Source organism: Castellaniella ginsengisoli (assembly GCF_040955415.1).
Lineage (GTDB): Bacteria > Pseudomonadota > Gammaproteobacteria > Burkholderiales > Burkholderiaceae_B > Castellaniella > Castellaniella ginsengisoli.
Window position 1 is genome coordinate 2,638,229 of the sequence record NZ_CP158257.1, and the last position, 20,575, is coordinate 2,658,803.

At 65.7% G+C, this 20,575-nt stretch carries 19 protein-coding genes; 1 reads left to right on the top strand and 18 read right to left on the bottom strand.

The features are described 5' to 3' along the window. Positions 1-120 precede the first annotated feature (120 nt). The 7 genes from ABRZ00_RS12445 to cyoA form a co-directional block, all read right to left on the bottom strand. Positions 121-684: a response regulator transcription factor gene (locus ABRZ00_RS12445; protein ID WP_368641818.1), complete on the bottom strand. Its 564-nt coding sequence runs from the start codon at positions 682-684 to the stop codon at positions 121-123. Continuing rightward, a complete protein-coding gene (locus ABRZ00_RS12450; RefSeq protein ID WP_368644314.1) occupies positions 668-1,981 on the bottom strand; it encodes an ATP-binding protein in 1,314 nt (437 codons plus the stop codon). Before ABRZ00_RS12450 ends, ABRZ00_RS12445 begins: the two co-directional genes overlap by 17 nt. After that, positions 1,978-2,748, bottom strand: coding sequence for an SURF1 family protein (locus tag ABRZ00_RS12455; protein ID WP_368644315.1), 771 nt, complete (start codon positions 2,746-2,748; stop codon positions 1,978-1,980). The genes ABRZ00_RS12450 and ABRZ00_RS12455 overlap by 4 nt, the downstream gene beginning before the upstream one ends. A 75-nt stretch (positions 2,749-2,823) precedes the next feature. Then, entirely contained in the window at positions 2,824-3,210 is a 387-nt protein-coding gene (gene cyoD, locus ABRZ00_RS12460; protein ID WP_368641815.1) for a cytochrome o ubiquinol oxidase subunit IV, read from the bottom strand. Next, positions 3,207-3,836, bottom strand: coding sequence for a cytochrome o ubiquinol oxidase subunit III (gene cyoC / locus ABRZ00_RS12465; RefSeq protein WP_368644316.1), 630 nt, complete (start codon positions 3,834-3,836; stop codon positions 3,207-3,209). Before cyoC ends, cyoD begins: the two co-directional genes overlap by 4 nt. Continuing rightward, positions 3,829-5,820, bottom strand: coding sequence for a cytochrome o ubiquinol oxidase subunit I (gene cyoB / locus ABRZ00_RS12470; protein WP_368644317.1), 1,992 nt, complete (start codon positions 5,818-5,820; stop codon positions 3,829-3,831). Before cyoB ends, cyoC begins: the two co-directional genes overlap by 8 nt. Before the next feature lie 2 nt (positions 5,821-5,822). Continuing rightward, positions 5,823-6,731 carry a ubiquinol oxidase subunit II gene (gene cyoA / locus ABRZ00_RS12475; protein ID WP_368644318.1) on the bottom strand — a complete coding sequence of 303 codons (909 nt, stop codon included), beginning with the start codon at positions 6,729-6,731 and terminating at the stop codon, positions 5,823-5,825. A gap of 211 nt (positions 6,732-6,942) precedes the next feature. Between cyoA and ABRZ00_RS12480 the strand changes: the two genes are divergently transcribed. Beyond that, the gene (locus tag ABRZ00_RS12480; RefSeq protein ID WP_368644319.1) at positions 6,943-8,292 is read left to right on the top strand and encodes an MFS transporter; all 1,350 of its coding nucleotides are present in this window, start codon (positions 6,943-6,945) and stop codon (positions 8,290-8,292) included. Here ABRZ00_RS12480 and ABRZ00_RS12485 read toward each other — a convergent pair. From ABRZ00_RS12485 to aroC, 11 genes are all read right to left on the bottom strand, one after another. Next, on the bottom strand, positions 8,269-8,982 hold the full coding sequence (locus tag ABRZ00_RS12485) for an N-(5'-phosphoribosyl)anthranilate isomerase (RefSeq protein ID WP_368641810.1): 714 nt from the start codon (positions 8,980-8,982) through the stop codon (positions 8,269-8,271). The genes ABRZ00_RS12480 and ABRZ00_RS12485 overlap by 24 nt on opposite strands. Beyond that, positions 8,979-10,646, bottom strand: coding sequence for a TRAP transporter large permease subunit (locus ABRZ00_RS12490; RefSeq protein ID WP_368644320.1), 1,668 nt, complete (start codon positions 10,644-10,646; stop codon positions 8,979-8,981). Before ABRZ00_RS12490 ends, ABRZ00_RS12485 begins: the two co-directional genes overlap by 4 nt. A gap of 2 nt (positions 10,647-10,648) precedes the next feature. Continuing rightward, positions 10,649-11,260 (bottom strand): TRAP transporter small permease subunit, encoded by a 612-nt coding sequence (locus tag ABRZ00_RS12495; protein ID WP_343835227.1) that lies wholly within the window; start codon positions 11,258-11,260, stop codon positions 10,649-10,651. A 158-nt stretch (positions 11,261-11,418) separates the two neighbouring features. Next, complete coding sequence (truA, locus tag ABRZ00_RS12500; protein ID WP_368644321.1) at positions 11,419-12,219, bottom strand: tRNA pseudouridine(38-40) synthase TruA; 801 nt, start codon at positions 12,217-12,219, stop codon at positions 11,419-11,421. Positions 12,220-12,295: 76 nt separating this feature from the next. Further along, positions 12,296-13,963, bottom strand: coding sequence for a FimV family protein (locus ABRZ00_RS12505; RefSeq protein WP_368644322.1), 1,668 nt, complete (start codon positions 13,961-13,963; stop codon positions 12,296-12,298). After that, positions 13,964-15,094, bottom strand: a complete 1,131-nt coding sequence (asd, locus tag ABRZ00_RS12510) for an aspartate-semialdehyde dehydrogenase (protein ID WP_343835231.1) — start codon at positions 15,092-15,094, stop codon at positions 13,964-13,966. It abuts the gene before it with no gap. A gap of 54 nt (positions 15,095-15,148) precedes the next feature. Next, positions 15,149-16,225 (bottom strand): 3-isopropylmalate dehydrogenase, encoded by a 1,077-nt coding sequence (gene leuB / locus ABRZ00_RS12515; RefSeq protein ID WP_368644323.1) that lies wholly within the window; start codon positions 16,223-16,225, stop codon positions 15,149-15,151. 114 nt (positions 16,226-16,339) lie between these two features. Next, positions 16,340-16,996: a 3-isopropylmalate dehydratase small subunit gene (leuD, locus tag ABRZ00_RS12520; RefSeq protein ID WP_368641805.1), complete on the bottom strand. Its 657-nt coding sequence runs from the start codon at positions 16,994-16,996 to the stop codon at positions 16,340-16,342. An 8-nt stretch (positions 16,997-17,004) separates the two neighbouring features. Next, positions 17,005-18,408, bottom strand: coding sequence for a 3-isopropylmalate dehydratase large subunit (gene leuC, locus ABRZ00_RS12525; protein WP_368642837.1), 1,404 nt, complete (start codon positions 18,406-18,408; stop codon positions 17,005-17,007). A gap of 183 nt (positions 18,409-18,591) precedes the next feature. Next, on the bottom strand, positions 18,592-19,410 hold the full coding sequence (locus ABRZ00_RS12530; protein ID WP_368641804.1) for a M48 family metallopeptidase: 819 nt from the start codon (positions 19,408-19,410) through the stop codon (positions 18,592-18,594). 16 nt (positions 19,411-19,426) lie between these two features. Further along, positions 19,427-20,485: a chorismate synthase gene (gene aroC / locus ABRZ00_RS12535; RefSeq protein ID WP_343835238.1), complete on the bottom strand. Its 1,059-nt coding sequence runs from the start codon at positions 20,483-20,485 to the stop codon at positions 19,427-19,429. Positions 20,486-20,575 lie beyond the last annotated feature (90 nt).

The window sequence follows — 20,575 nt, forward strand, 5'->3', positions numbered from 1 at the left end:
AATACCAAAAAACAAAAAAGCATTGGAATCAATAACCAATAAACAAATCAACACCCTCTTCCGACCCCATCAAAGACCGGTGCCTCCCGGCGTTTGATGCCACAGCGTGGAAACGCCCCATCAACGAACCTGGCGTTTTTCCAGCTTGCGCGCCAAGGTGCGGCGGTGCATGCCCAACCGGCGGGCCGTCTCTGAAATATTGAAATTAGTCGCCGCCAGCACTTCGTGGATGCGCTCCCATTCAAGCGTCTTGATCGACGCCTGGCGCGGCGCCAGAGCCGCCTCGACGTCGCCCTCGGTGCGGGCGAAGGCGCGTTCGATATCGTCCGTATTCGAGGGCTTGGCCAGGTAATGGCAGGCGCCGAGCTTGACCGCCTCGACGGCCGTCGCGATGCTGGCAAAGCCGGTGAGCACCACGATCAGCATCCCGGGCGCATGCGCGTGCAACCGTTGCACGCAGGCCAGGCCGGAAGCCTCGCCTTGCAGCTTCAAATCCACGACGGCGTAGCCGGGCGCGTGGCCCTGCGCAAGCAACGCCTCGACGGATTCGAGGCTGGCGGCGCGCAGCACGCGGTAGCCGCGGCGCTCGAACGAGCGCACAAGGGACTGCGACAGCGACTCGTCATCCTCGACCACGAGCAGCAGGCGCCGCGCGTCGGCGCCCTCTTCAATCGGCGGATTCATCGGCATCCTCTGGCGTCAGGGCGGACAAGGGAAAACGAATCGTGACGCAGGCACCGCCTTCAGGCAGATTGTTCGCGCTCAAGGTGCCGCTCAAGGAGCGCGCCACTTTGTGCGACAAGAACAAGCCCAGCCCCCTGCCCGGCTGCGCCTTGGTGGACCGGTAGGGCTTGCCCAGCGAATGCAGGACTTCCTGGACGAAGCCCGGCCCTCTGTCGCGCACTTCGAGCATGAGCTGGCCGTTTTCCAGGACGGCGGTCAGTTGCTGCAGAGAGGGCGAGGCTTCCAGGGCGTTGTTCAGGACGTTGAACACCATTTGCTGGAGGCCCCGGTCGGCGATCACCACGGCATCCGTATCGATCCGGCGGCTGTATTTCAGGCGGGCCCAAGGATGCGCCTGCCGCCATTGCGCCACCAGCCCATCGAGAAAGGCCGTCACGGTGGTGCGCGTCAGGACTTCGCCGCGCACTTCGCCGGCCGACATCAGGATGCCGCTCAGGATGGTCTTGCAGCGCTGCACCTGCGCTTGCATATCCCGCACGTCCCGTTGCAGTTCGGCGTCGGCGGCCACGGCGGGCGCATGCGCCCAGTCGCCCAGAATCACGTCCAGGGTCGCCAGAGGGGTGCCCAGCTCATGGGCCGCTCCCGAGGCCAGCAGGCCCATGTGAACGATATGTTCCTCTTCGGACGCGCGCTGGCGCAGCGCGGCCAGGCGCGCGTCGCGCGTGCGTACGTTCTGGGTGATCCGCGTGATGAAGGCCGCCAGCAGGACGGCGTTCAAGGCGAAGCAGGCCAGCATCCCCAGCACGAAGGGGCTGTCCAGCCCCCCGCCCAGATCCAGGGGCAGGGTATAGCCATGATGGTGCGTCAGCACCAGCCCGGCGAACGCGGCCGAGGTCACGCCCGCCATCATCCAGGTCGTGCGCCTTTGCAGCAGGACGGCCGCCAGCGCCACCTGCAGCAGGTAGAGAAAAATGAAGGGATTGGTGGCGCCGCCGCTCAAATAAAGCTGGGCGGTCAGCGCCATGACGTCGACGAGCAGCGCCAGAAACAACTCGATCTGGCTCACGGGAAAATGCCACTTCAGGCGCAACTGGCTGAAGAGGTTGTAGACGATCAACAGCCCCACCACCAGCGCCATGTTGAACAACGGGAGCGCCAGGGAAAATCCGTCCACGGCTACGACGATGGCCAGCACCTGGCCGAGCACTGCGATCCAGCGCAGTTGGATCAGCAGACGCAGGTTCTGCCGGCCCGCCACGTGCATGCCGTCCGCAAATGCCGGCGGCCGCTCAATCATATCGCCCCCTTGGCGCGGCGCCGCCATTCCTGGCGCGCGCCATAAACCATGGCCGCCGCCGTCATGGCCGCCAGGGCGTACCAGGTCAATGCGTAGCTGAGGTGCGCATCGCGAAAATGCACGACCGTCAAGCCGGGCACGGGCCACCGGCGCGGCGCCGGCGCATGGATGTCGGCCGCGCCGTTCGCGGATTGGTCGACGAAATATGGCGCAACCGGTTGCAAGCCCAGAAACTGCGCCATGGCGGCCACGTCGCGCGAATACCAGCGGCCTTCGGCCGGCGCATTGCTTCGAAGGAAACCGCCGCCCGGCTGCGAAAAACGCAGCAGGCCTTCGATCCGGATCGGGCCTGCCGGCGGGGTTTCGCCCCGGCGGCCGGGATCGCGGTGCGCGGCATCGACGAAACCGCGGTTGATGAAGACGATGCTGCCGTCGTCCCGGCGCAGCGGCGTCATGACCCAGAAGCCGGCGCCAAGACGGGTGTTGGCCTGGACCAGGATTTCGTGATTCAGCAAGACCCCCTGCAGCGCGACTCGCCGGTACTCGTCGAGCTCGCCCCTCAAGCCGGACCAGGCCTCAGCCCCCGGCGCGGGGGTGGGCGGTGCATGCTGGAAGCCGTCGACCCGGGCGATGAGCGCATGCTTCCAGTACATCCGGTGGACCTGCCAGGTGCCCAGCGCCATGAAGCCGCCCAGCGCCACCGCGAGAAGGACGGTCCAGAGGACGAGCCATCCGGTGGGCAGCGGGCGTGAGGGGCGTTGAGGCACGGGAGGGGAGAAAGGAGGCGGACCCGGAAAGCGGCGGACGCGGCCGGCCGAAGCGTGCCCGCGTCCGCCCGGAGACTACATCGACGACATGTCGTGCAAATGCTCCGGCATCATATTGACGTTCAAATGGTACATCACCCATAGCGACCCCGCTAAAGCGATGGCCACGATGATGATGGTGAAAATCAGCGCCAGCAATGTCCAGCCTCCTTCGGAGCGCGGGCTCATGTGCAGGAAATACACCATATGCACGACCATTTGCGCGGCGCCGATCAGCAGGATCGCAAGAGCGGTCGCGCTGGAACTCGCCAGCACGCCGTCCATGACCAGCCAGAACGGGATCACGGTCAGGATCACCGACAGGATGAAGCCGGTCATGTAGCCCTTGAACGTGCCGGGGGCATGGCCGCCCTCCCCGGCGAGGTCCGCTTGGTGCCCGGGCGTGGCGTGATCGTGGCTCATGGCAGCACTCCCATCAGGTAGACAAAGGTGAAGACGCCGATCCAGATCACGTCCAGAAAGTGCCAGAACATCGACAGGCACATCAGCCGGCGGCGGTTCTCGGGAATCAGGCCGTGGCGGCCAAGCTGACACAGCAGCGTGACCAGCCACACGACTCCGAAGGTCACGTGCAGGCCGTGGGTGCCGACCAGCGCGAAGAAGGACGACAGGAAGGCGCTGCGCCAGGGGCCTGCCCCGTGCTCGATCAGGTGGTGGAATTCATACAGTTCCAGCCCCAGAAAGGCCAGCCCGAACAGCCCGGTCACGACCAGCCAGGCCAGCGTCCCCCGCAGCCGGCCTCGCTGCGACTCCAGCATCGCGAAGCCATAGGTGATCGACGAGAACAGCAGCATGGCCGTATTCACCGCCACCAGCGGCAGATCGAACAGATCGGCGCCGGTCGGGCCGCCCGCATACGCCCTGCCCTGCACGCCGTACACGGCGAACAGGCAGGCGAAGATCAGGCAATCGCTCATCAGATAGATCCAGAAGCCGAGCAGCGTGCCGTTTTCCGGATGAAGGGGTTCCCGGACGATGAAGCGGGCATCGTCGGCGGCGGGGGCGTGCAGGATGGAGGTATCAGACATGGCGGGCCAACTGCAGAGTACGGGCTTCCTCCGCGTGCGCCACGTCCGAAGCGCTGACGTGGGTATCGCGGCGGTAGTTGAAGGTGTGGCCTATGGCGGCGGCGATCAGGAGGGCGAAAGAAGCGATCGTCAACGCCCACATGTGCCAGATCAGGGCGAAGCCAAGGATCGAGCTCAGCACGGCCAGCGTAAAGCCGGCGGCAGTGTTCTTCGGCATGTGGATGTCGACGAAGCCGCTTTCGGGCCGGCGGTAGCCCGCCTGCTTCATGTGCCACCAGGCATCGCGCTCATGGATGCGCGGCGTGAAGGCGAAGTTGTAATCCGGCGGCGGGGACGAGGTCGACCATTCCAGCGTGCGGCCGTCCCAGGGATCGCCGGTATGGTCGCGCAAGGTTTCGCGATCGCGCCAACTGACATAGAGCTGCACCAGGAAGAAGGCAATGCCCAGCGCGATCAGGAAGGCCCCGACGGCAGCGATCTGGAACCAGATCTGCAGCGAGGGATCCTCGAAATGGCTCAGGCGGCGGGTCACGCCCATCAGGCCCAGGATGTAGAGCGGCATGAAGGCGACCCAGAAGCCCACGACCCAGCACCAGAACGAACACTTCCCCCAGAACACATTCAGGCGGAAGCCGAAGGCCTTCGGAAACCAGTAATTGATCGCGGCGAACAGACCGAACACCACTCCGCCGATGATGACGTTATGGAAGTGCGCGATCAGGAACAGGCTGTTGTGCAGCACGAAATCGGCCGGCGGCACGGCCAGCAGCACGCCCGTCATGCCGCCGATCACAAAAGTGATCATGAAAGCCACCGTCCACATCATCGGCAGCTCGAAGCGGATGCGGCCCCGGTACATGGTGAACAGCCAGTTGAAGATCTTCGCCCCCGTGGGGATCGAGATGATCATCGTCGTGATGCCAAAGAAGGAATTCACGCTGGCGCCCGATCCCATGGTAAAGAAATGATGCAGCCAGACCAGGTAGGACAGGACCGTGATCACGATGGTCGCATACACCATGGAGGTATAGCCGAACAGGCGTTTGCCGCAGTACGTGGAAGTGATCTCCGAGAACACGCCGAAAAGCGGCAGGATCAGGATATAGACTTCGGGGTGGCCCCATATCCAGATCAGGTTCACGTACATCATCGGGTTGCCGCCCAGGTCGTTCGTGAAGAACTGGGTTCCCAGGTAACGGTCCATGCCGAGCAGTGCAAGCGTGGCCGTCAACACCGGGAAAGTGATGATGATCAGGATGTTGGTGCACAGGGCGGTCCAGGTGAAGACCGGCATCTTCATGAGCTTCATGCCCGGCGCGCGCATCTTGATGATGGTGACCGCCAGGTTGATCCCCGACAGCAGCGTGCCCACCCCCGCAACCTGCAAGGCCCAGATGTAGTAGTCCACCCCCACGTCGGGGCTGAAGTCCAGGCCCGAGAGCGGCGGGTAGGCCAGCCAGCCGGTGCGGGCGAACTCGCCCACGAACAAGGACATCATCACCAGGACGGCGCCGCCCGTGGTCATCCAGAAGCTGAAGTTGTTCAGGAACGGGAAGGCGACGTCGCGCGCGCCGATCTGCAGCGGCACAATGTAGTTCATCAGACCGGTGATGAACGGCATGGCCACGAAGAAAATCATGATCACGCCATGCGCCGTGAATATCTGGTCGTAGTGATGCGGCGGCAGGTAGCCCAGCGCGTCGCCGAAAGACACCGCCTGCTGCAGGCGCATCATGGCGGCGTCGGCGAAACCGCGCAGCAGCATCACGACCCCCAGCACCATGTACATGATGCCGATTTTCTTGTGATCGATGCTGACGATCCAGTCGCGCCACAAAGGCCCCCAGAGACGGTAGCGTGTCATCAGGGCCAGGACGGCCAGTCCGGTCACGGCCACCCCGATGAAAGTGGCCACCAGGATGGGCTCGTGGTAGGGAATGGCTTCCAGGCTGAGCCTGCCCAGGATCCAGGTTCGCAAATCCATCTTTACTTCTCCATAGGCGGCATGAGATCGCTCATGCAGGTCGAGCCGGGCCGCACGCAGCGATTCAGGATCAGGCGGTACAAGTCGGGATCAATACCCCCCCAGCGGCGCACTGGATCGTTCTCGCTGGGTTTCTCCAGTTCAAGATAAGCCGCGCGGTCCAGAACGCCCGCAGCGGCGCGATTCTTCTCCACCCAGGCCTCGAATCCGGACTGATCCAGGCCATGAAAGCGGAAATGCATGCCGGAAAAGCCCGCGCCGCTATAGTTCGCGGACATGCCGCCATATTCGCCGGGCGCGTTGATCACCGCGTGCAGCATCGTCTGCATGCCGGGCATGGCGTAGATCTGGCCGGCCAGGGCGGGGATGAAAAAGGAATTCATGACCGAAGACGCCGTGATCTTGAAACGGATCGGGCGGTCCACCGGCGCCGCCAGTTCATTGACGGTGGCAAAGCCGTATTCCGGATAGATGAACAGCCACTTCCAATCCAGCGCCACGACTTCGACGGTGAGCGGTTCGATGGAGGCGGCCAGGGGCTTGTCGGCCGAAATCCGGCTCAGCGGGCGATAGGGATCGAGCAGATGGGTGCTGACCCAGGTGATGCTGCCCAGGACGATGATGATCAGCAGCGGCACCGACCAGATCATCAGCTCCAGGCGAGTGGAATGGTCCCAATCGGCGTCATAGCGCGCTTTGCGGTTGGCCGCCCGGTAACGCCAGGCGAACAGGATCGTGGCGACGATCACCGGCAGAATGACGATCAGCATCAGGCCGGTCGCGGCGTAGATCAGGTTGCGCTGCTGCAGCGCCACATCGCCCGACGGATTCAGCAGCACGGCGTCACAGCCGCCCAGCAGCAGAGCCGGGCCGACGCCCAGCATTATTTTCAGAACCTTGTTGTGCCTCATTGCCTTATGCGCCGATTTCAGGTGTATTCAAGCGGAGGCCGATACTATAGATATGAAAGGTCAAGGTGAAAATTGGACATTTTGACTCATGCCCCTTCAAGCAACATGGTTACTGCGGGTAATGTCCAATGGCGAACCCCCTCGCCGGCATGGAATCCTATGTGCGAGGCCGCTGCGCGCGGCGGCCCGCATCGCACACCAGGAGAACTCGATGACAGCAGATACCCTCAGCACCCGCTTGCCCGGAGCGCGCGCACGGGAAGATGACCAGGCCAGAGCCGCGCGCCAGGCCGAGGGCCACCCTTCCGTCTCCCCGGGCGACATCGCCGTTGGCGTGATCATCGGCCGCACGTCGGAACACTTCGACTTCTTCACCTACGGGATCGCATCGGCGATCGTGTTTCCCCAGGTGTTCTTTCCATTCGCGGATCCCCTGACCGGCACGCTGTACGCCTTTGCCATCTTCGCTCTGGCCTTCATCGTCCGGCCCTTCGGCACGGCGCTCTTCATGCGCGTGCAGAAGCACTGGGGGCGGTGCGCAAAACTGACGGCGGCGCTGTTTCTGCTGGGCACGGCAACGGCGGGCATCGCCTTCCTGCCTGTCCACGAAACGCTGGGCGCACACGCCATCATCCTGCTGGCGCTTTTTCGCTGCCTGCAAGGCATCGCCTGGGGCGGCTCCTGGGATGGCTTGCCTTCGCTGCTGGCCTTGAATGCGCCCGTCCGGCGGCGCGGCTGGTATGCCATGCTGGGGCAACTGTCGGCGCCCATCGGCTTCTTCGCGGCCGGCGCCCTGTTCCTGTACCTGTACACCCGTCTGGAGCCTGCTGATTTCCTCGGCTGGGGCTGGCGCTTCCCGTTCTTCGTGGCCTTCGCCATCAACGTCGTGGGCCTGTTCGCCCGCCTGCGGCTGGTGATGGACAATGAGTTCTCGCGCCTGCTGGAAGAACGCGAACTGCGCCCGATCGGCACGCTGGAGATGGTCCGCACCCAGGGCAGGCATATCGTCACCGGCGCCTTCGCCTCGCTGGCGAGCTACGCCTTGTTCCACCTGGTCACCTTGTTCCCGCTATCCTGGCTCGTCCTGCAGCACCAAAGAACGGTGTCCCAAGTGCTGTCGATCCAGCTCGTGGGCGCAGCGATCGCCCTGGGAGCCATGCTGTATTCCGGACATCTCGCCAATCGCATCGGCCGGCGCCATACGCTCGGTCTGGTGGCCGTGCTGATCGGCGCCTTTGCCCTCGCCTCGCCTTGGCTGCTGAGCGGCGGCGCGATGCGCCAGGACGTCTTCATCCTGCTCGGTTTCGTCCTGCTGGGCCTGTCCTACGGACAGTCTTCGGGCACGGCCACGGCCCATTTCCTGCCGGCTTGCCGCTACACGGGCGCCGCATTGACCGCCGATCTGGCCTGGCTTGTAGGCGCGGCTTTCGCGCCGCTGGTCGCGCTGGGGGTTTCGGACCGCTATGGCCTGGGCGGAATCAGCGTGTATCTGCTGTCCGGCGCAGCCTGCACTCTAGCAGCCCTGGCCGCCAACCACTCAGCCCGCCGGCGCACCGCCTGAAAATTCGCCCGGGGCCGCATCGGCGGCCCGCACCGCTTGCACGAACGCCCGGATGCGGGCTGGATCCTTGATCCCCGGCGCCGACTCCACCCCGCTGCTGACGTCGACGGCGAACGGCTCCAGGGCGGCGATCTGCCCGCCCACCGTTTCCGCCGTCAAGCCGCCGGAAAGGACCAGGGCCGGCACACCGGCGCCGCGCGGCACGTCGGCCAGCAAGGCCGTATCGAAGCTGCTGCCGCTGCCGCCGTATCCGGCGCTGTAGCTGTCGAACAGCCATCCGGCCGCCCGGCCATGGCTCACGCAGGCACGGGCCAGCCCGGCCGCCGTATCGAGCCCCGGCGCGCCGACCCGGAAAGCCTTCATGTGGCGCACGCCGAATCCCGCGCAGAAGTCTGGCGGCTCCTCGCCGTGAAATTGCAGCAGATCGGGATGCACGGCGTCGATCACGCTGCGCACCAACTGGACATCCGGATTGACGAACAGCGCCGTGACGCCGACAAAGGCCGGCACCCGGGCGCGCAGCGCGGCGGCCTGGTCGAGGGCCAGGCGACGGCGACTGGGCGGATAAAAGACCAGGCCGATCGCATCGACGCCGGCCGTCACGGCTGCGTCGATATCCTGCGGGCGGGTCAGCCCGCAGATCTTGATGCGCGTGCGGCGCGCACCGGGGACGGCGTCCGGCGCGCTCATTGGAAAGCGGCGCCGGCGTCGCTTGCGCCGTAGCCGTCCTGGCCATAAACGCTGTCCTGGCCGAACGTGATGCTGGCCGGATCGACCGTGGGCGCATCGTTCTTGTAGTGGGTCACCAGGCCCGGGAAGGCCAGCACTGTCGCCACCATCAGGATCTGGATGACGATGAAGGGAATCGAGCCCCAGTAGATCTGGGCCGTGGTCACTTTGGGGATCAAGGCGCCCGTGACCCGGTCGTGGTAGTCCTCTTTGGGGGCGACCGACCGCAGGTAGAACAAGGCGAAACCGAACGGCGGATGGATGAAGGAGGTCTGCATGTTGACCGCCAAGAGCACCCCGAACCAGATCAGGTCGATACCCATTTTCTCGGCCACAGGCCCCAGCAGCGGCACGATGATGAAGGCCAGTTCGAAGAAATCCAGGAAAAAGGCCAGGAAGAAGGTCATCACGCTGACCACGACCAGGAAGCCCAATTCGCCGCCCGGCACGTGCAGCAGCAACTGCTCCACCCAGATGTCGCCGTTGATGCCCCGAAAGCTGAGGCTGAAGATCGTCGAGCCCACCAGGATGAAGATCACGAAGCAGGACAGCCGGGCCGTGCTTTCCATGGCCTGACGCAATTGCTTCATGGTGAAGCGGCCGCGCGACACCGCCATCACCAGCGCGCCGACGGCCCCCATCGCGCCGCCCTCGGTGGGCGTGGCCACGCCGATGAAAATGGTGCCCAACACCAGGAAGATCAGCGCCAGCGGCGGGATCATCACGAAGACGACCCGCTCGGCCAGGGGCGACAGCAGTTTCAGGCGCAGGAACTTGTTGGCCAACGCCATCACCAGGGCGGCCAGGCCCCAGATCAGGAGGACGATGACGACGCGCTCGTCCACCGGCACTTCGGTATGCGCGCGGAAATAATGATCCGATCCCCAGTAGGCGGCCGCCGCCGCGATCGCGGTCAGGATGGCCAGAGACCTCAGGCCCCGCCGGCCGCGCTCATCGACGAAGCCGCGCGCTTCGGGCGGCAAGGCCGGCACGCGGCTGGGCCGCACGACGGCCACCAGGAAGATGTACGCCATGTAGGTCCCGGCCAGCAGCAGGCCCGGCAGCATGGCGCCGCGGTACATGTCGCCGATGGAGCGGCCGAGCTGGTCGGCCAGGATGATCAGCACCAGGGACGGAGGGATGATCTGGGACAGCGTGCCCGAAGCGGCGATCACACCGGAGGCCAGGCGCCGGTCATAGCCGTAGCGCAGCATGATGGGCAGCGAAATCAGCCCCATGGAAATGACCGAGGCCGACACCACGCCGGTGGTCGCCGCCAGCAATGCGCCGACGAACACCACCGCAATGGCCAGCCCGCCGCGCAGCGGGCCGAAGAGCTGGCCGACCGTATCGAGGAGATCCTCGGCCATGCCCGAGCGCTCCAGGATGAGGCCCATGAACGTGAAGAAAGGCACGGCCAGCAAGGTATCGTTGCCCACAATGCCGAATATCCGCTGGGGCAGCGCCTGGAACAGCAGCGGGCTCATCAGGTTGAATTCGATGGCGACCAGGCCGTAGAGCACCCCCGTGGCGGCCAGGGAAAAAGCGACCGGAAAGCCCAGCAGCAGGAACACGATCAGGTTGAAGAACATGATCGGTGCGAGATTGTCGATCAGAAATTCCATGCTCAGCGCCCCTGCCCTGCTTCGATGCCGGCCTGCCGCTGCTGGGCCAGGATGTCTTCCACCAATGCCTCTTCGTCGCTCTTGCCGCTGGAAACCCGCATCGGATTGGGACACAAGCCACGCAGGAATCCGACGCACTTGATCAAATGCGACAGCCCGGCCAGGATCAGGAAGGCGAAGCCGACCGGGATCAGGAGCTTGGCCGGCCAGCGGATCAGGCCGTCGGTATTCGAGGACAGCTCGTGCGTGATCCAGGATTCCCAGAAGAACGGAATCGACAGCCAGAACACCAGGCAGGCCGCCGGCATCAGGAAGAACAGCACGCCGAAGATTTCGATCCCGACCTGGGCGCGCTCAGGAAGCTTTTGCGCCAGGACGTCCACCCGCACGTGCTCGTTGCGCAAAAAGGTATAGCCCGCCGCCAGCAGGAAAATGGCCCCGAACAGATACCACTGCAATTCAAGCCACGTGTTGGAGCTGAGGCTGAACAGCTTGCGCATCACGGCATTGCCGGCACTGACCAGGGCCACCACCAGCACCAGCCAGGTCACCGCCTGGCCCACCAGGGTGTTCCACTGGTCGATCCACCGGGCTATCGTCAAGAGAGGTTTCATCGTGCTTCCATGAAGGGGAACGGCACGTGTGCCCCGTTCGCAATCAAATCGCTCAATTCTATACGAAGCGTCAAGCGCACCGCCTCGGGAATCGCCCGGATAGACGGCGAATTCATGCGTTCCGTGCACATGGGCGCAGGCCCGGCGCCACGCATGATTCAAAGCATGCCCAGGTGATGACGCAAGGCTTCCCGGGCCGTGCGCTGCGGCAACTGCGCCCCCGGATAGTCGGCATGGGCCAGGTACAGGCCGTCGGGCATGAACGTGGGCGCGGCCCGTTTCCGGTCGCGGTCGCGCAGCAATTCGGCCGCCCACTCGGGCGCGCGTCTGCCCCGACCCACCATGACCAGCACGCCCATGAGGTTGCGCACCATATGATGCAAAAAGGCGTTGGCGCGAAACTCGAAAATCAGAAAACCCCCGCTCCGGTGGATATCCAGGGCCTGCAGCGTGCGCACCGGACTGGCCGCCTGGCACCCGGATGAACGAAAAGCGCTGAAATCGTGTTCGCCTGTCAGCAGGGCGGCGGCGGCGCGCATGGCCGATTCGTCAAGCGGATCGTGCACCCAGCCGACCCGGCCGTGCAGGACGGGAGAACGGATCGGAGCGCTGCGCAGGACGTAGAAATACGTGCGGGTCCGGGCATCGAACCGCGCATGAAATCCATCCGGAACAGCGCAGGCCCACTGCACGGCCACGCTTTCGGGCAGCAGGGCATTCACCCCCCTCACCCAGGATTCGTCCCGCCGCGCGGCGGCGGTGTCCAGGTGCACGACTTGCTGGAGCGCATGCACGCCGGCGTCGGTACGGCCGGCGCAGATTGTGGCCACGGCGGGTGCCGCCAGGAAGCGGCGCAGCGCAGCCTCCAGCGTATCCTGCAGCGTGCGGCCGCCGGGCTGAGTCTGCCAGCCTTGCCAGCCCCGGCCGTCGTAGCTCAGGCCAAGCGCGATACGTCCCATGAAGATCGGCTTCCGATAGGCATGGCGTTGCAGCGATGCGGACACCGGGCCGGCATGGCCGCCCGCCTATACCGCTTCAACGCTGCGGCGGACGGGATTCGCCCGGTTCGAGATCCAGGTCGATGTCCTGGAGCCGTTCGCGCACCATGGACTCCGTCACGCCGGGATCCGCGTCGGCCTCGTCCCGGGCGGCATTGGCTCGCCGCAACAGCCAGGCGATGATGAGCACGATCAGGGCCAGAAGCCCCGTCATCACGCCCAACAAATGGTCTTGAAGCCACGAGACCCGCTCCTGGGCGTGCTCGGAAGGCTGCAGTTCGGCCGCCTGGGCTGCCGGCGCGGCGGCCGCCCCGGTAAGGGCCGCTGTGCCAGCCCCTGCCGCGGCTGCGGAAGCGCCCGGGGACGCGGCAGCCGCCCCCGCGCGGGAAGCCTGCCCCCCCGGCGCGTTTGCGGCAGCGGCGCCGGCTGAGCCGGATGTGTTGCCGGCGCCATGGGCGCCGGCCGCCGCGGCGGATCCGGATGCCGTGCCTGCCGCGCCCGTATCGCCGGCCTGAGCGGCGGCTTCCTGGCTGGCTTCGCTGATGGCGCTGGCAATCTGCTGGACCGAGTCGCCGATGGCCTCGACCCCTTGCACCACGGCGCTGCGCGCCGCCTCTCCCTGGGATTGCAGGGCCTGGTTCAGATTCTGGACATTGCCCTGGAGCTGATCGACTCGGGCCTCGGCGTCCTTGAGGGCATGGCCGCGTGCGGTGCGGGCGTCGGCAGCCGCGTCGTCGCTAGCGCGACCGGATTCAGTCAGACGCAGGCGGTCGCCCGCCGCGCCCGCCGACGAGGCGGCCGCCTGCGAGTCGTCTTGCGAGATTCCGCCCGCCGAGGCCGGACGCGCGTCGGCGGCGGACGCGCCGCCCGCCAGGCGGCCGCGCATCTGCGCAAAGGCGGCGGCCTGCACCTGGAACTGGCGGCGCGCCTCGGCGTCGGAGATCGACAGCATGTCGTTGATGTCCGGCACGGCCAGAGACGCGCCCGCGCGGACCAGATTGACGTTGTCGTGGATGAAGGCCTGGGGGTTGGCGCGTTGCAGCGCCAGCATCAATTGATAGATGGACACGCCATCGACCGCATGGCGGCGGCCGATGGCAAACATCGTATCGCCTGGACGCACGGAAATGGCGCCGGCGGGCACGCGCCGGACGCTGGTGTGGGGCGCCGCGCCGACGGCGGTTGCCGAGGCGCCGCCCTGGCCAGCGGACTGCGCGGCGGGCGAAGCGGCGGCGCGCGACGGCCCCGGCGCGATCAGGGAAACCTGATAGCGTTGTTCACCGGTTGCCGTGCGCACATCGAGCAGCAGATCGGCCAACGGGCCGGCAAAGGCCTGCCCCGAGCCGACGCGCAGAATGCGGCGCCCATCGGGCCGGACATCCGCGCCCACGGAAACCGACAGGCTGTCGAGCGGCACAGGCGGCGTCAGGCCCGCCCGGGCCCAGTCGGCGGCCGGCGCAGGCTTGGCCGACAGGGCCTGCACGTCGGCCTCGGTCAGGCCGGATACCGGTACCAGGATCAACAGCGGCTCGCCGGCACCAGAGGCCAGGCGCGCATGGCCGAAGGTGGCAGCCTGGGCAGCCGCGCCCGCCAGGAACGCCAGCGCCACAACGCCAGCGGCCAGGCGGCCCATCGGTCTGCGGCGCGTCACCCGCATCGAGGTTGAAAGGTCTCGGATCCGGCGGACGGCAGCGTGTTTTTTCATTCAGAGTTCACCCAGGGCGATGCGCAGCATGCGGCGCAGAGGTTCGGCGGCGCCCCACAGCAACTGGTCGCCCACCGTGAAAGCACTCAGGTATTGAGGCCCCATCGACATCTTGCGCAGGCGGCCGACGGGAATGTCCAGCGTGCCGGTCACGGCCACGGGTGTCAATGCCTGCATGGAGGAGTCGCGGTCGTTGGGCACCAGGCGGGCCCACTCGGTGCCGGTGCGCACCGCCTCATTGATTTCATCCAGAGGAATGTCGCGCCGCAGCTTGATGGTCAGCGCCTGGCTGTGGCAACGCATGGCGCCGATCCGCACGCACAGGCCGTCGACCGGCACGGGGTCGGTGCCGAACCCCGGCCCCCGGCCCAGGATCTTGTTGGTTTCCGCGCCGCCCTTCCATTCCTCGCGCGACATGCCATCGCCCAAATCTTTGTCGATCCAGGGAATCAGGCTGCCGCCCAGGGGCACGCCGAAGTTTTCCCGCGGCAGGCCGGGGTTCTGCTGGGCCTGCAGGACGCCCCGGTCGATGTCGAGAATGGCCGAAGCGGGATCGGCAAGCTGCGCGCTCACGGCCTGGTTGAGGATGCCGAACTGGATCAGCAATTCGCGCATGTGACGCGCGCCGCCGCCCGAAGCGGCCTGATAGGTCATGGAGGTCATCCACTCGACCATGTCGGCCTTGAACAGGCCCGCCAGGCCCATCAGCATGCAACTGACGGTGCAATTGCCGCCGATGAAGTCGCGCACGCCGCGCTGCAGGGCGGCGTCGATCACCGGGCGGTTGACCGGATCCAGGACGATGATGGCGTCGTCCTTCATGCGCAGCGTGCTGGCGGCATCGATCCACAGCCCCGTCCAGCCGGCGGCGCGCAGCTTCGGATAGACGGCCGAGGTGTAGTCGCCGCCCTGCGCCGTCAGGATGATCGGCAGCTTGCGCAACGCGTCGATGTCGTGCGCATCCTGCAGGGGGCCGGCGCCGGCCGCCCAGGACGGCGCCGCGCCGCCTGCGTTGCTGGTGGAAAAGAAGACCGGCTCGAACAAATCGAAGTCCTTTTCGTCGCGCATGCGCTGCATGAGCACCGAGCCGACCATTCCGCGCCAACCGACCAAACCAACTGCCTGAGCCATAAATCCCTGCCTGAACCGTAGTGAGTGTGAGTATTGGATGCTTAGTTTAATGCTTCAGTTTAATGCCTTCAGCACCGCATCGCCCATTTCCGAAGTCGAAACCCGTGTGGTGCCGGCCTCATGGATGTCGGCCGTGCGCAGGCCCTGCGCCAGCACGGATTGCACGGCAGCCTCGATCCGGTCGGCCGCAGAGGCTGAATCCAGGGAATAGCGCAACATCATGGCGGCCGACAGGATGGTGGCCAAAGGATTGGCGACGTTCTGCCCGGCGATGTCCGGCGCCGAGCCGTGGCTGGGCTCGTACAAGCCCTGCCGGCTGGCATTCAGCGAGGCCGACGGCAGCATGCCGATCGAGCCCGTCAGCATGGCGGCCTCGTCCGACAGGATGTCGCCAAACAGATTGCCGGTCACCACGACGTCGAAAGCCTTGGGTTCTCTGACCAACTGCATGGCCGCATTGTCCACGTACATATGGGACAGTTCCACCTGGGGATATTCGCGGGCCACGTCTATCATGACGTCGCGCCAGAACTGCGAGGTTTCCAGCACGTTGGCCTTGTCCACGCTGCACAGCCGGCCCCGGCGCTTGGCGGCGGCCTGGAAGGCCACATGGGCGATGCGGCGGATTTCCGTTTCAGCGTAGTGCATGGTGTCATAGCCCTGGCGATCACCGGCGAACGGGCCGTCGGCCAGCGTGCGGACCCCGCGCGGCTGGCCGAAATAGATGTCGCCGGTCAGCTCGCGCACGATCAGGATGTCCAGGCCGGCGACCACCTCGGGCTTGAGCGACGAGGCGTTGGCAAGCTCGGGATACAGGATCGCCGGGCGCAGATTGGCGAACAGCCCCAGCGCCTTGCGCAAGCCCAGCACGGCCTGCTCCGGGCGCAGGGCGCGTTCCAGGCTGTCGTATTTCCAGTCGCCCACGGCGCCGAACAGAATGGCATCGGCGCGCTTGGCCAGCGCCAGAGTGTCTTCGGGCAAGGGATGGCCCTTGGCCGCATAGGCGGCGCCGCCCACGGGCGCCTCGGTCAGTTCCAGGTCCAGGTCCAGCGCGCGCAATACGCGCACCGCCTGCTCAACGATTTCCGGACCGATGCCGTCGCCCGGCAGGACTGCAATGCGAGAAGTCATGAAAATTTCCGATGGGCAAAAGCCCGGCCATGAGTGCGTGGGTTCTTACGCACGCCCATGGCCAGGCAAAAGGCGCCGCCGACAGACGGCGCCCGGGTTGAAGAAAAGACCCGCCTAAAGGCTTCCGGGATTCTGGCGGACCAGCCAGGGATGCTGCGCCAGGCGTTGCGCCTCGAAAGCGCGGATCCGGTCCGCGTGAAGCAAGGTCTGGCCGATCTCGTCCAGGCCCTTGAGCAGGGATTCCTTGCGGTAGGCATCGACCTCGAAAGACCAGGTTTCGCCATCGGGCGCGGTCACCCGCTGCTCCGCCAGATCCACGGTCAGCGCGTAGCCCGGGGCGGCTTCGACGGCCTGGAACAGGCGCGCCACGACCGCTTCGGGCAATGTGATCGGCAGCAGGCCGTTCTTGAAACTATTGTTGAAGAAGATGTCCGCATAGGACGGGGCGATGAGCGCCCGGAAACCGAACTGCTGCAAGGCCCAGGGCGCGTGCTCCCGGCTGGAACCGCAGCCGAAGTTCTTGCGGCACAGCAGAATCGACGCGCCCTGGTAGCGCGCCTTGTTCAGCACGAAGTCCGGGTTCACCGGCCGTTTGCTGTTGTCCATGCCGGGCTCGCCGTGGTCCAGATAGCGCAGTTCATCGAACAGGTTCGGGCCGAAGCCGGTGCGCTTGATGGATTTCAGAAACTGTTTGGGAATGATCAGGTCGGTATCGACGTTTTCCCGGTCCAGGGGGGCGACCAGGCCCCGGTGCGTGGAGAAGGCTTGCATGATGGATCCTATTGGAAAGTGCGTACGTCGACGAAATGCCCGGCCACGGCGGCGGCGGCGGCCATGGCGGGACTGACCAGATGGGTGCGTCCGCCCTGCCCCTGGCGGCCTTCGAAGTTCCGGTTCGAGGTCGAAGCGCAGCGTTCGCCGGGTTCCAGCCGATCCGCGTTCATGGCCAGGCACATCGAACAGCCCGGTTCGCGCCATTCGAAGCCGGCATCCAGGAAGATACGGTCCAGGCCTTCGTGTTCGGCCTGGGCCTTGACCAGCCCCGAGCCCGGCACCACCATGGCCAGGCGCACGTTGGGCGCCACGCGGCGGCCTTTGGCCACGGCCGCAGCGGCGCGCAGATCCTCGATGCGCGCATTGGTGCAGGAACCGATGAAGACTTTATCGATGGCGATCTCGGCCAGCGGCGTGCCCGCCTTCAGATCCATATACTGCAGCGCCCGCTCCATGCCCTTGCGGCGCACGGTATCGGCCTCGGCCGCTGGGTCCGGCACCTGGGCGCCGACCGCGGCCACCATTTCAGGCGAGGTGCCCCAACTGACCTGGGGCTCGATATCGGCCGCATCGATCTCGACCACACGGTCGAAGGTCGCATCCGGGTCGGAATGCAGCGTGCGCCAGTAAGCCACGGCCTGGTCCCATTGCGCGCCTTCCGGCGCGTAGGGGCGGCCCTTGAAATAATCGATGGTGGTCTGATCCACGGCGATCATGCCGGAACGCGCGCCGGCCTCGATGGCCATGTTGCAGACGGTCATGCGCCCTTCCATGGACAGCGCGCGCACGGCGCTGCCGCCGAATTCGATGGCGTAGCCGGTGCCGCCCGCCGTGCCGATGCGCCCGATCACATACAGGATCAGGTCTTTGGCCGTGCAGCCGAAAGGCAGTTCGCCTTCCACGCGCACCAGCATGCTGCGGCTCTTTTTCATCAGCAGCGTCTGGGTCGCCAGCACGTGCTCGACTTCGGAGGTGCCGATACCAAAGGCCAGCGCACCCATGGCGCCATGGGTGCTGGTATGCGAATCGCCGCAGACCACCGTCATCCCCGGCAGGGTCGCGCCCTGTTCCGGCCCGATGACGTGGACGATGCCCTGACGGTGGTCGTTCATGCGGAATTCGGTGATGCCCCAGGCCTCGCAGTTTTTGTCCAGGGTCTCGACCTGCAGGCGAGAAACCGGATCCTGGATCCCCTCGTTGCGCGCCGTGGTGGGCACGTTATGGTCGGCCACGGCCAGGTTGGCGGAAATCCGCCAGGGCCGCCGGCCGGCCAGCTCCAGGCCCTCGAAGGCCTGAGGACTGGTGACTTCATGGACGAGATGGCGGTCGATGTACAGCAGACAGGTGCCGTCAGGCCCCTGATGCACCACATGGGCGTCCCAGAGCTTGTCGTACAGGGTTTGGGGCATGGTCTTGGCCTCGAAAATCGAAATCATGGAATGGGCGCCGCCATTCAACGGACGCAATGAACCCATTATGCCAGCGTGATTTCGCCGGACAAGGCCAATGCTTATCCTGGTATCCGAGGTACCAGATACCAGCCTGAGCGACATAACGAAAGGCCGGCGCAAGCGCCGCGCCCGACGGTTTATTTATCGCTTGCCCTGGTACAGCGGCAGCACGATGGCGGCGGCCTGCCGCAGATCGGCGATCCGGCTTTGCGACGAAGGATGGGTGGAGAGGATCTCGGGCGTGCCCCCGCCGCCGGCGCGCTCCATCTTCTGCCACAACGTGATGGCGGCGCGCGGGTCGTAGCCGGCGCGGGCGGCCAGTTCGACCCCCATGCGGTCGGCCTCGGTCTCATTGGAGCGGCTGTTGGGCAAGGTGAACATGACCTGCGTCAGCGAGGAACCCAGATCGGCCACGGCCTGGCTGCCGGTGACGGCCGACAGGATCGACAGCCCGATACCGGTCGCCATCTGGCGCGATACCTGTTCGCGGGCGTGCTCTCGCAGGGCATGCGAGATTTCATGCCCCAGCACGGCGGCCAACTCGGCATCGGTGGGCTGGATCTTGTCGAGAAACCCGGTGTAGACCGCGATCTTGCCGCCCGGCATGCACCAGGCATTGATTTCGCCGGATTTCAACACATGGATTTCCCAGGACCAATTGAGCGCATCGGGGCGGAAGACGCCGACCTGATTGATGAGCTTGCGGGAAATCGCCTGGACGCGTTTCGTCTGCGCCGCCGAGGGATCCAGGGCACCCTGGGCCTTGGCCTGCGCCAGGATCTGGCGGTACTGGGCCGCGGCCTCCTGGTTCAACTCGGCTTCTGATACCAGGCTGGACATCGTCTGGGTGCGGTTCACTCCCACCAGCCCGGATTGGGTCGTCTGCACCTGGGCGCAGGCCGCCAGCAGTACGGCCATGCCCATCGCGCACAGGTTTCGGACGAGTCGGTTCATGGTCATTTCCTCATAGCCTGCCTCAGGCGCATTGCCCCCGGTGGCGCAGGGCGTGGTCCATCAGCACGATGGCCAGCAGGGCTTCGGCGATGGGCGTGGCACGGATCGCCACGCACGGATCGTGGCGTCCGAGCGTCTGCACCATGACCGGCTCGTTGGCCCGGTTCACGGAACGGCGCTCGATACGGATGCTGGAAGTGGGCTTGATGGCCAGGGACACCCGCAGCGGTTGTCCGGAGGAAATCCCGCCCAGCACGCCGCCCGCGTGATTGCCCATGAAACCGTCGGGGCCGAGTTCGTCGCCGTGTTCCGAGCCGCGCATGGCAACGCAATCGAAGCCCGAGCCGATCGATACGCCCTTGACGGCATTCAGCCCCATCATGGCATGGGCGATGTCCGCGTCCAGCCGGTCATAGATGGGTTCGCCCCAACCGGCGGGCAACCCATCGGCCGTGACCTCGATGCGCGCGCCGATGGAGTCTCCGTCATGACGCAGGCGATCCATGAAGGCCTCGAGTTCCGGGACGATGCCGGCATTGGGCGCGTAAAAGGGGTTGTCCGGCACGGCGTCCCAGGATTCGAAGGGAATCGGGATCGGGCCCAGTTGGCTCATGTAGCCGCGGATGCGCACGCCGAACTCCTGCATCAGCCATTTGCGCGCCACTGCGCCGGCCGCCACAGTGGGGGCCGTCAGGCGGGCCGAAGAGCGTCCGCCGCCCCGGGGATCGCGCACGCCGTATTTCTTCCAGTAGGCGTAGTCGGCATGGCCGGGGCGAAAGGTATCGGCAATGTTGCTGTAGTCCTTGCTGCGCGCATCGGTGTTGCGGATCAGCAGGCCGATGGGCGTGCCGGTGGTCACGCCTTCGAACACGCCCGAGAGGATCTCCACCGTGTCGGGCTCGCGGCGCTGGGTGACATGGCGCGAAGTGCCCGGGCGGCGCCGGTCGAGTTCGGCCTGGATGTCGGCCTCGGACAGCGCCATTCCCGGCGGGCAGCCGTCAACCACGGCGCCGATGGCCGGGCCGTGCGATTCGCCGAAATTGGTGACACGAAACAGGGTACCGAGGGTGTTTCCGGACATGAGGAATTCTATGAAATTAGGCCATCGAAGCTTGACCGACAGTACGCACCATCGGTTCCGCCCGCACGGTGGGGTGAACGCACAAAACGA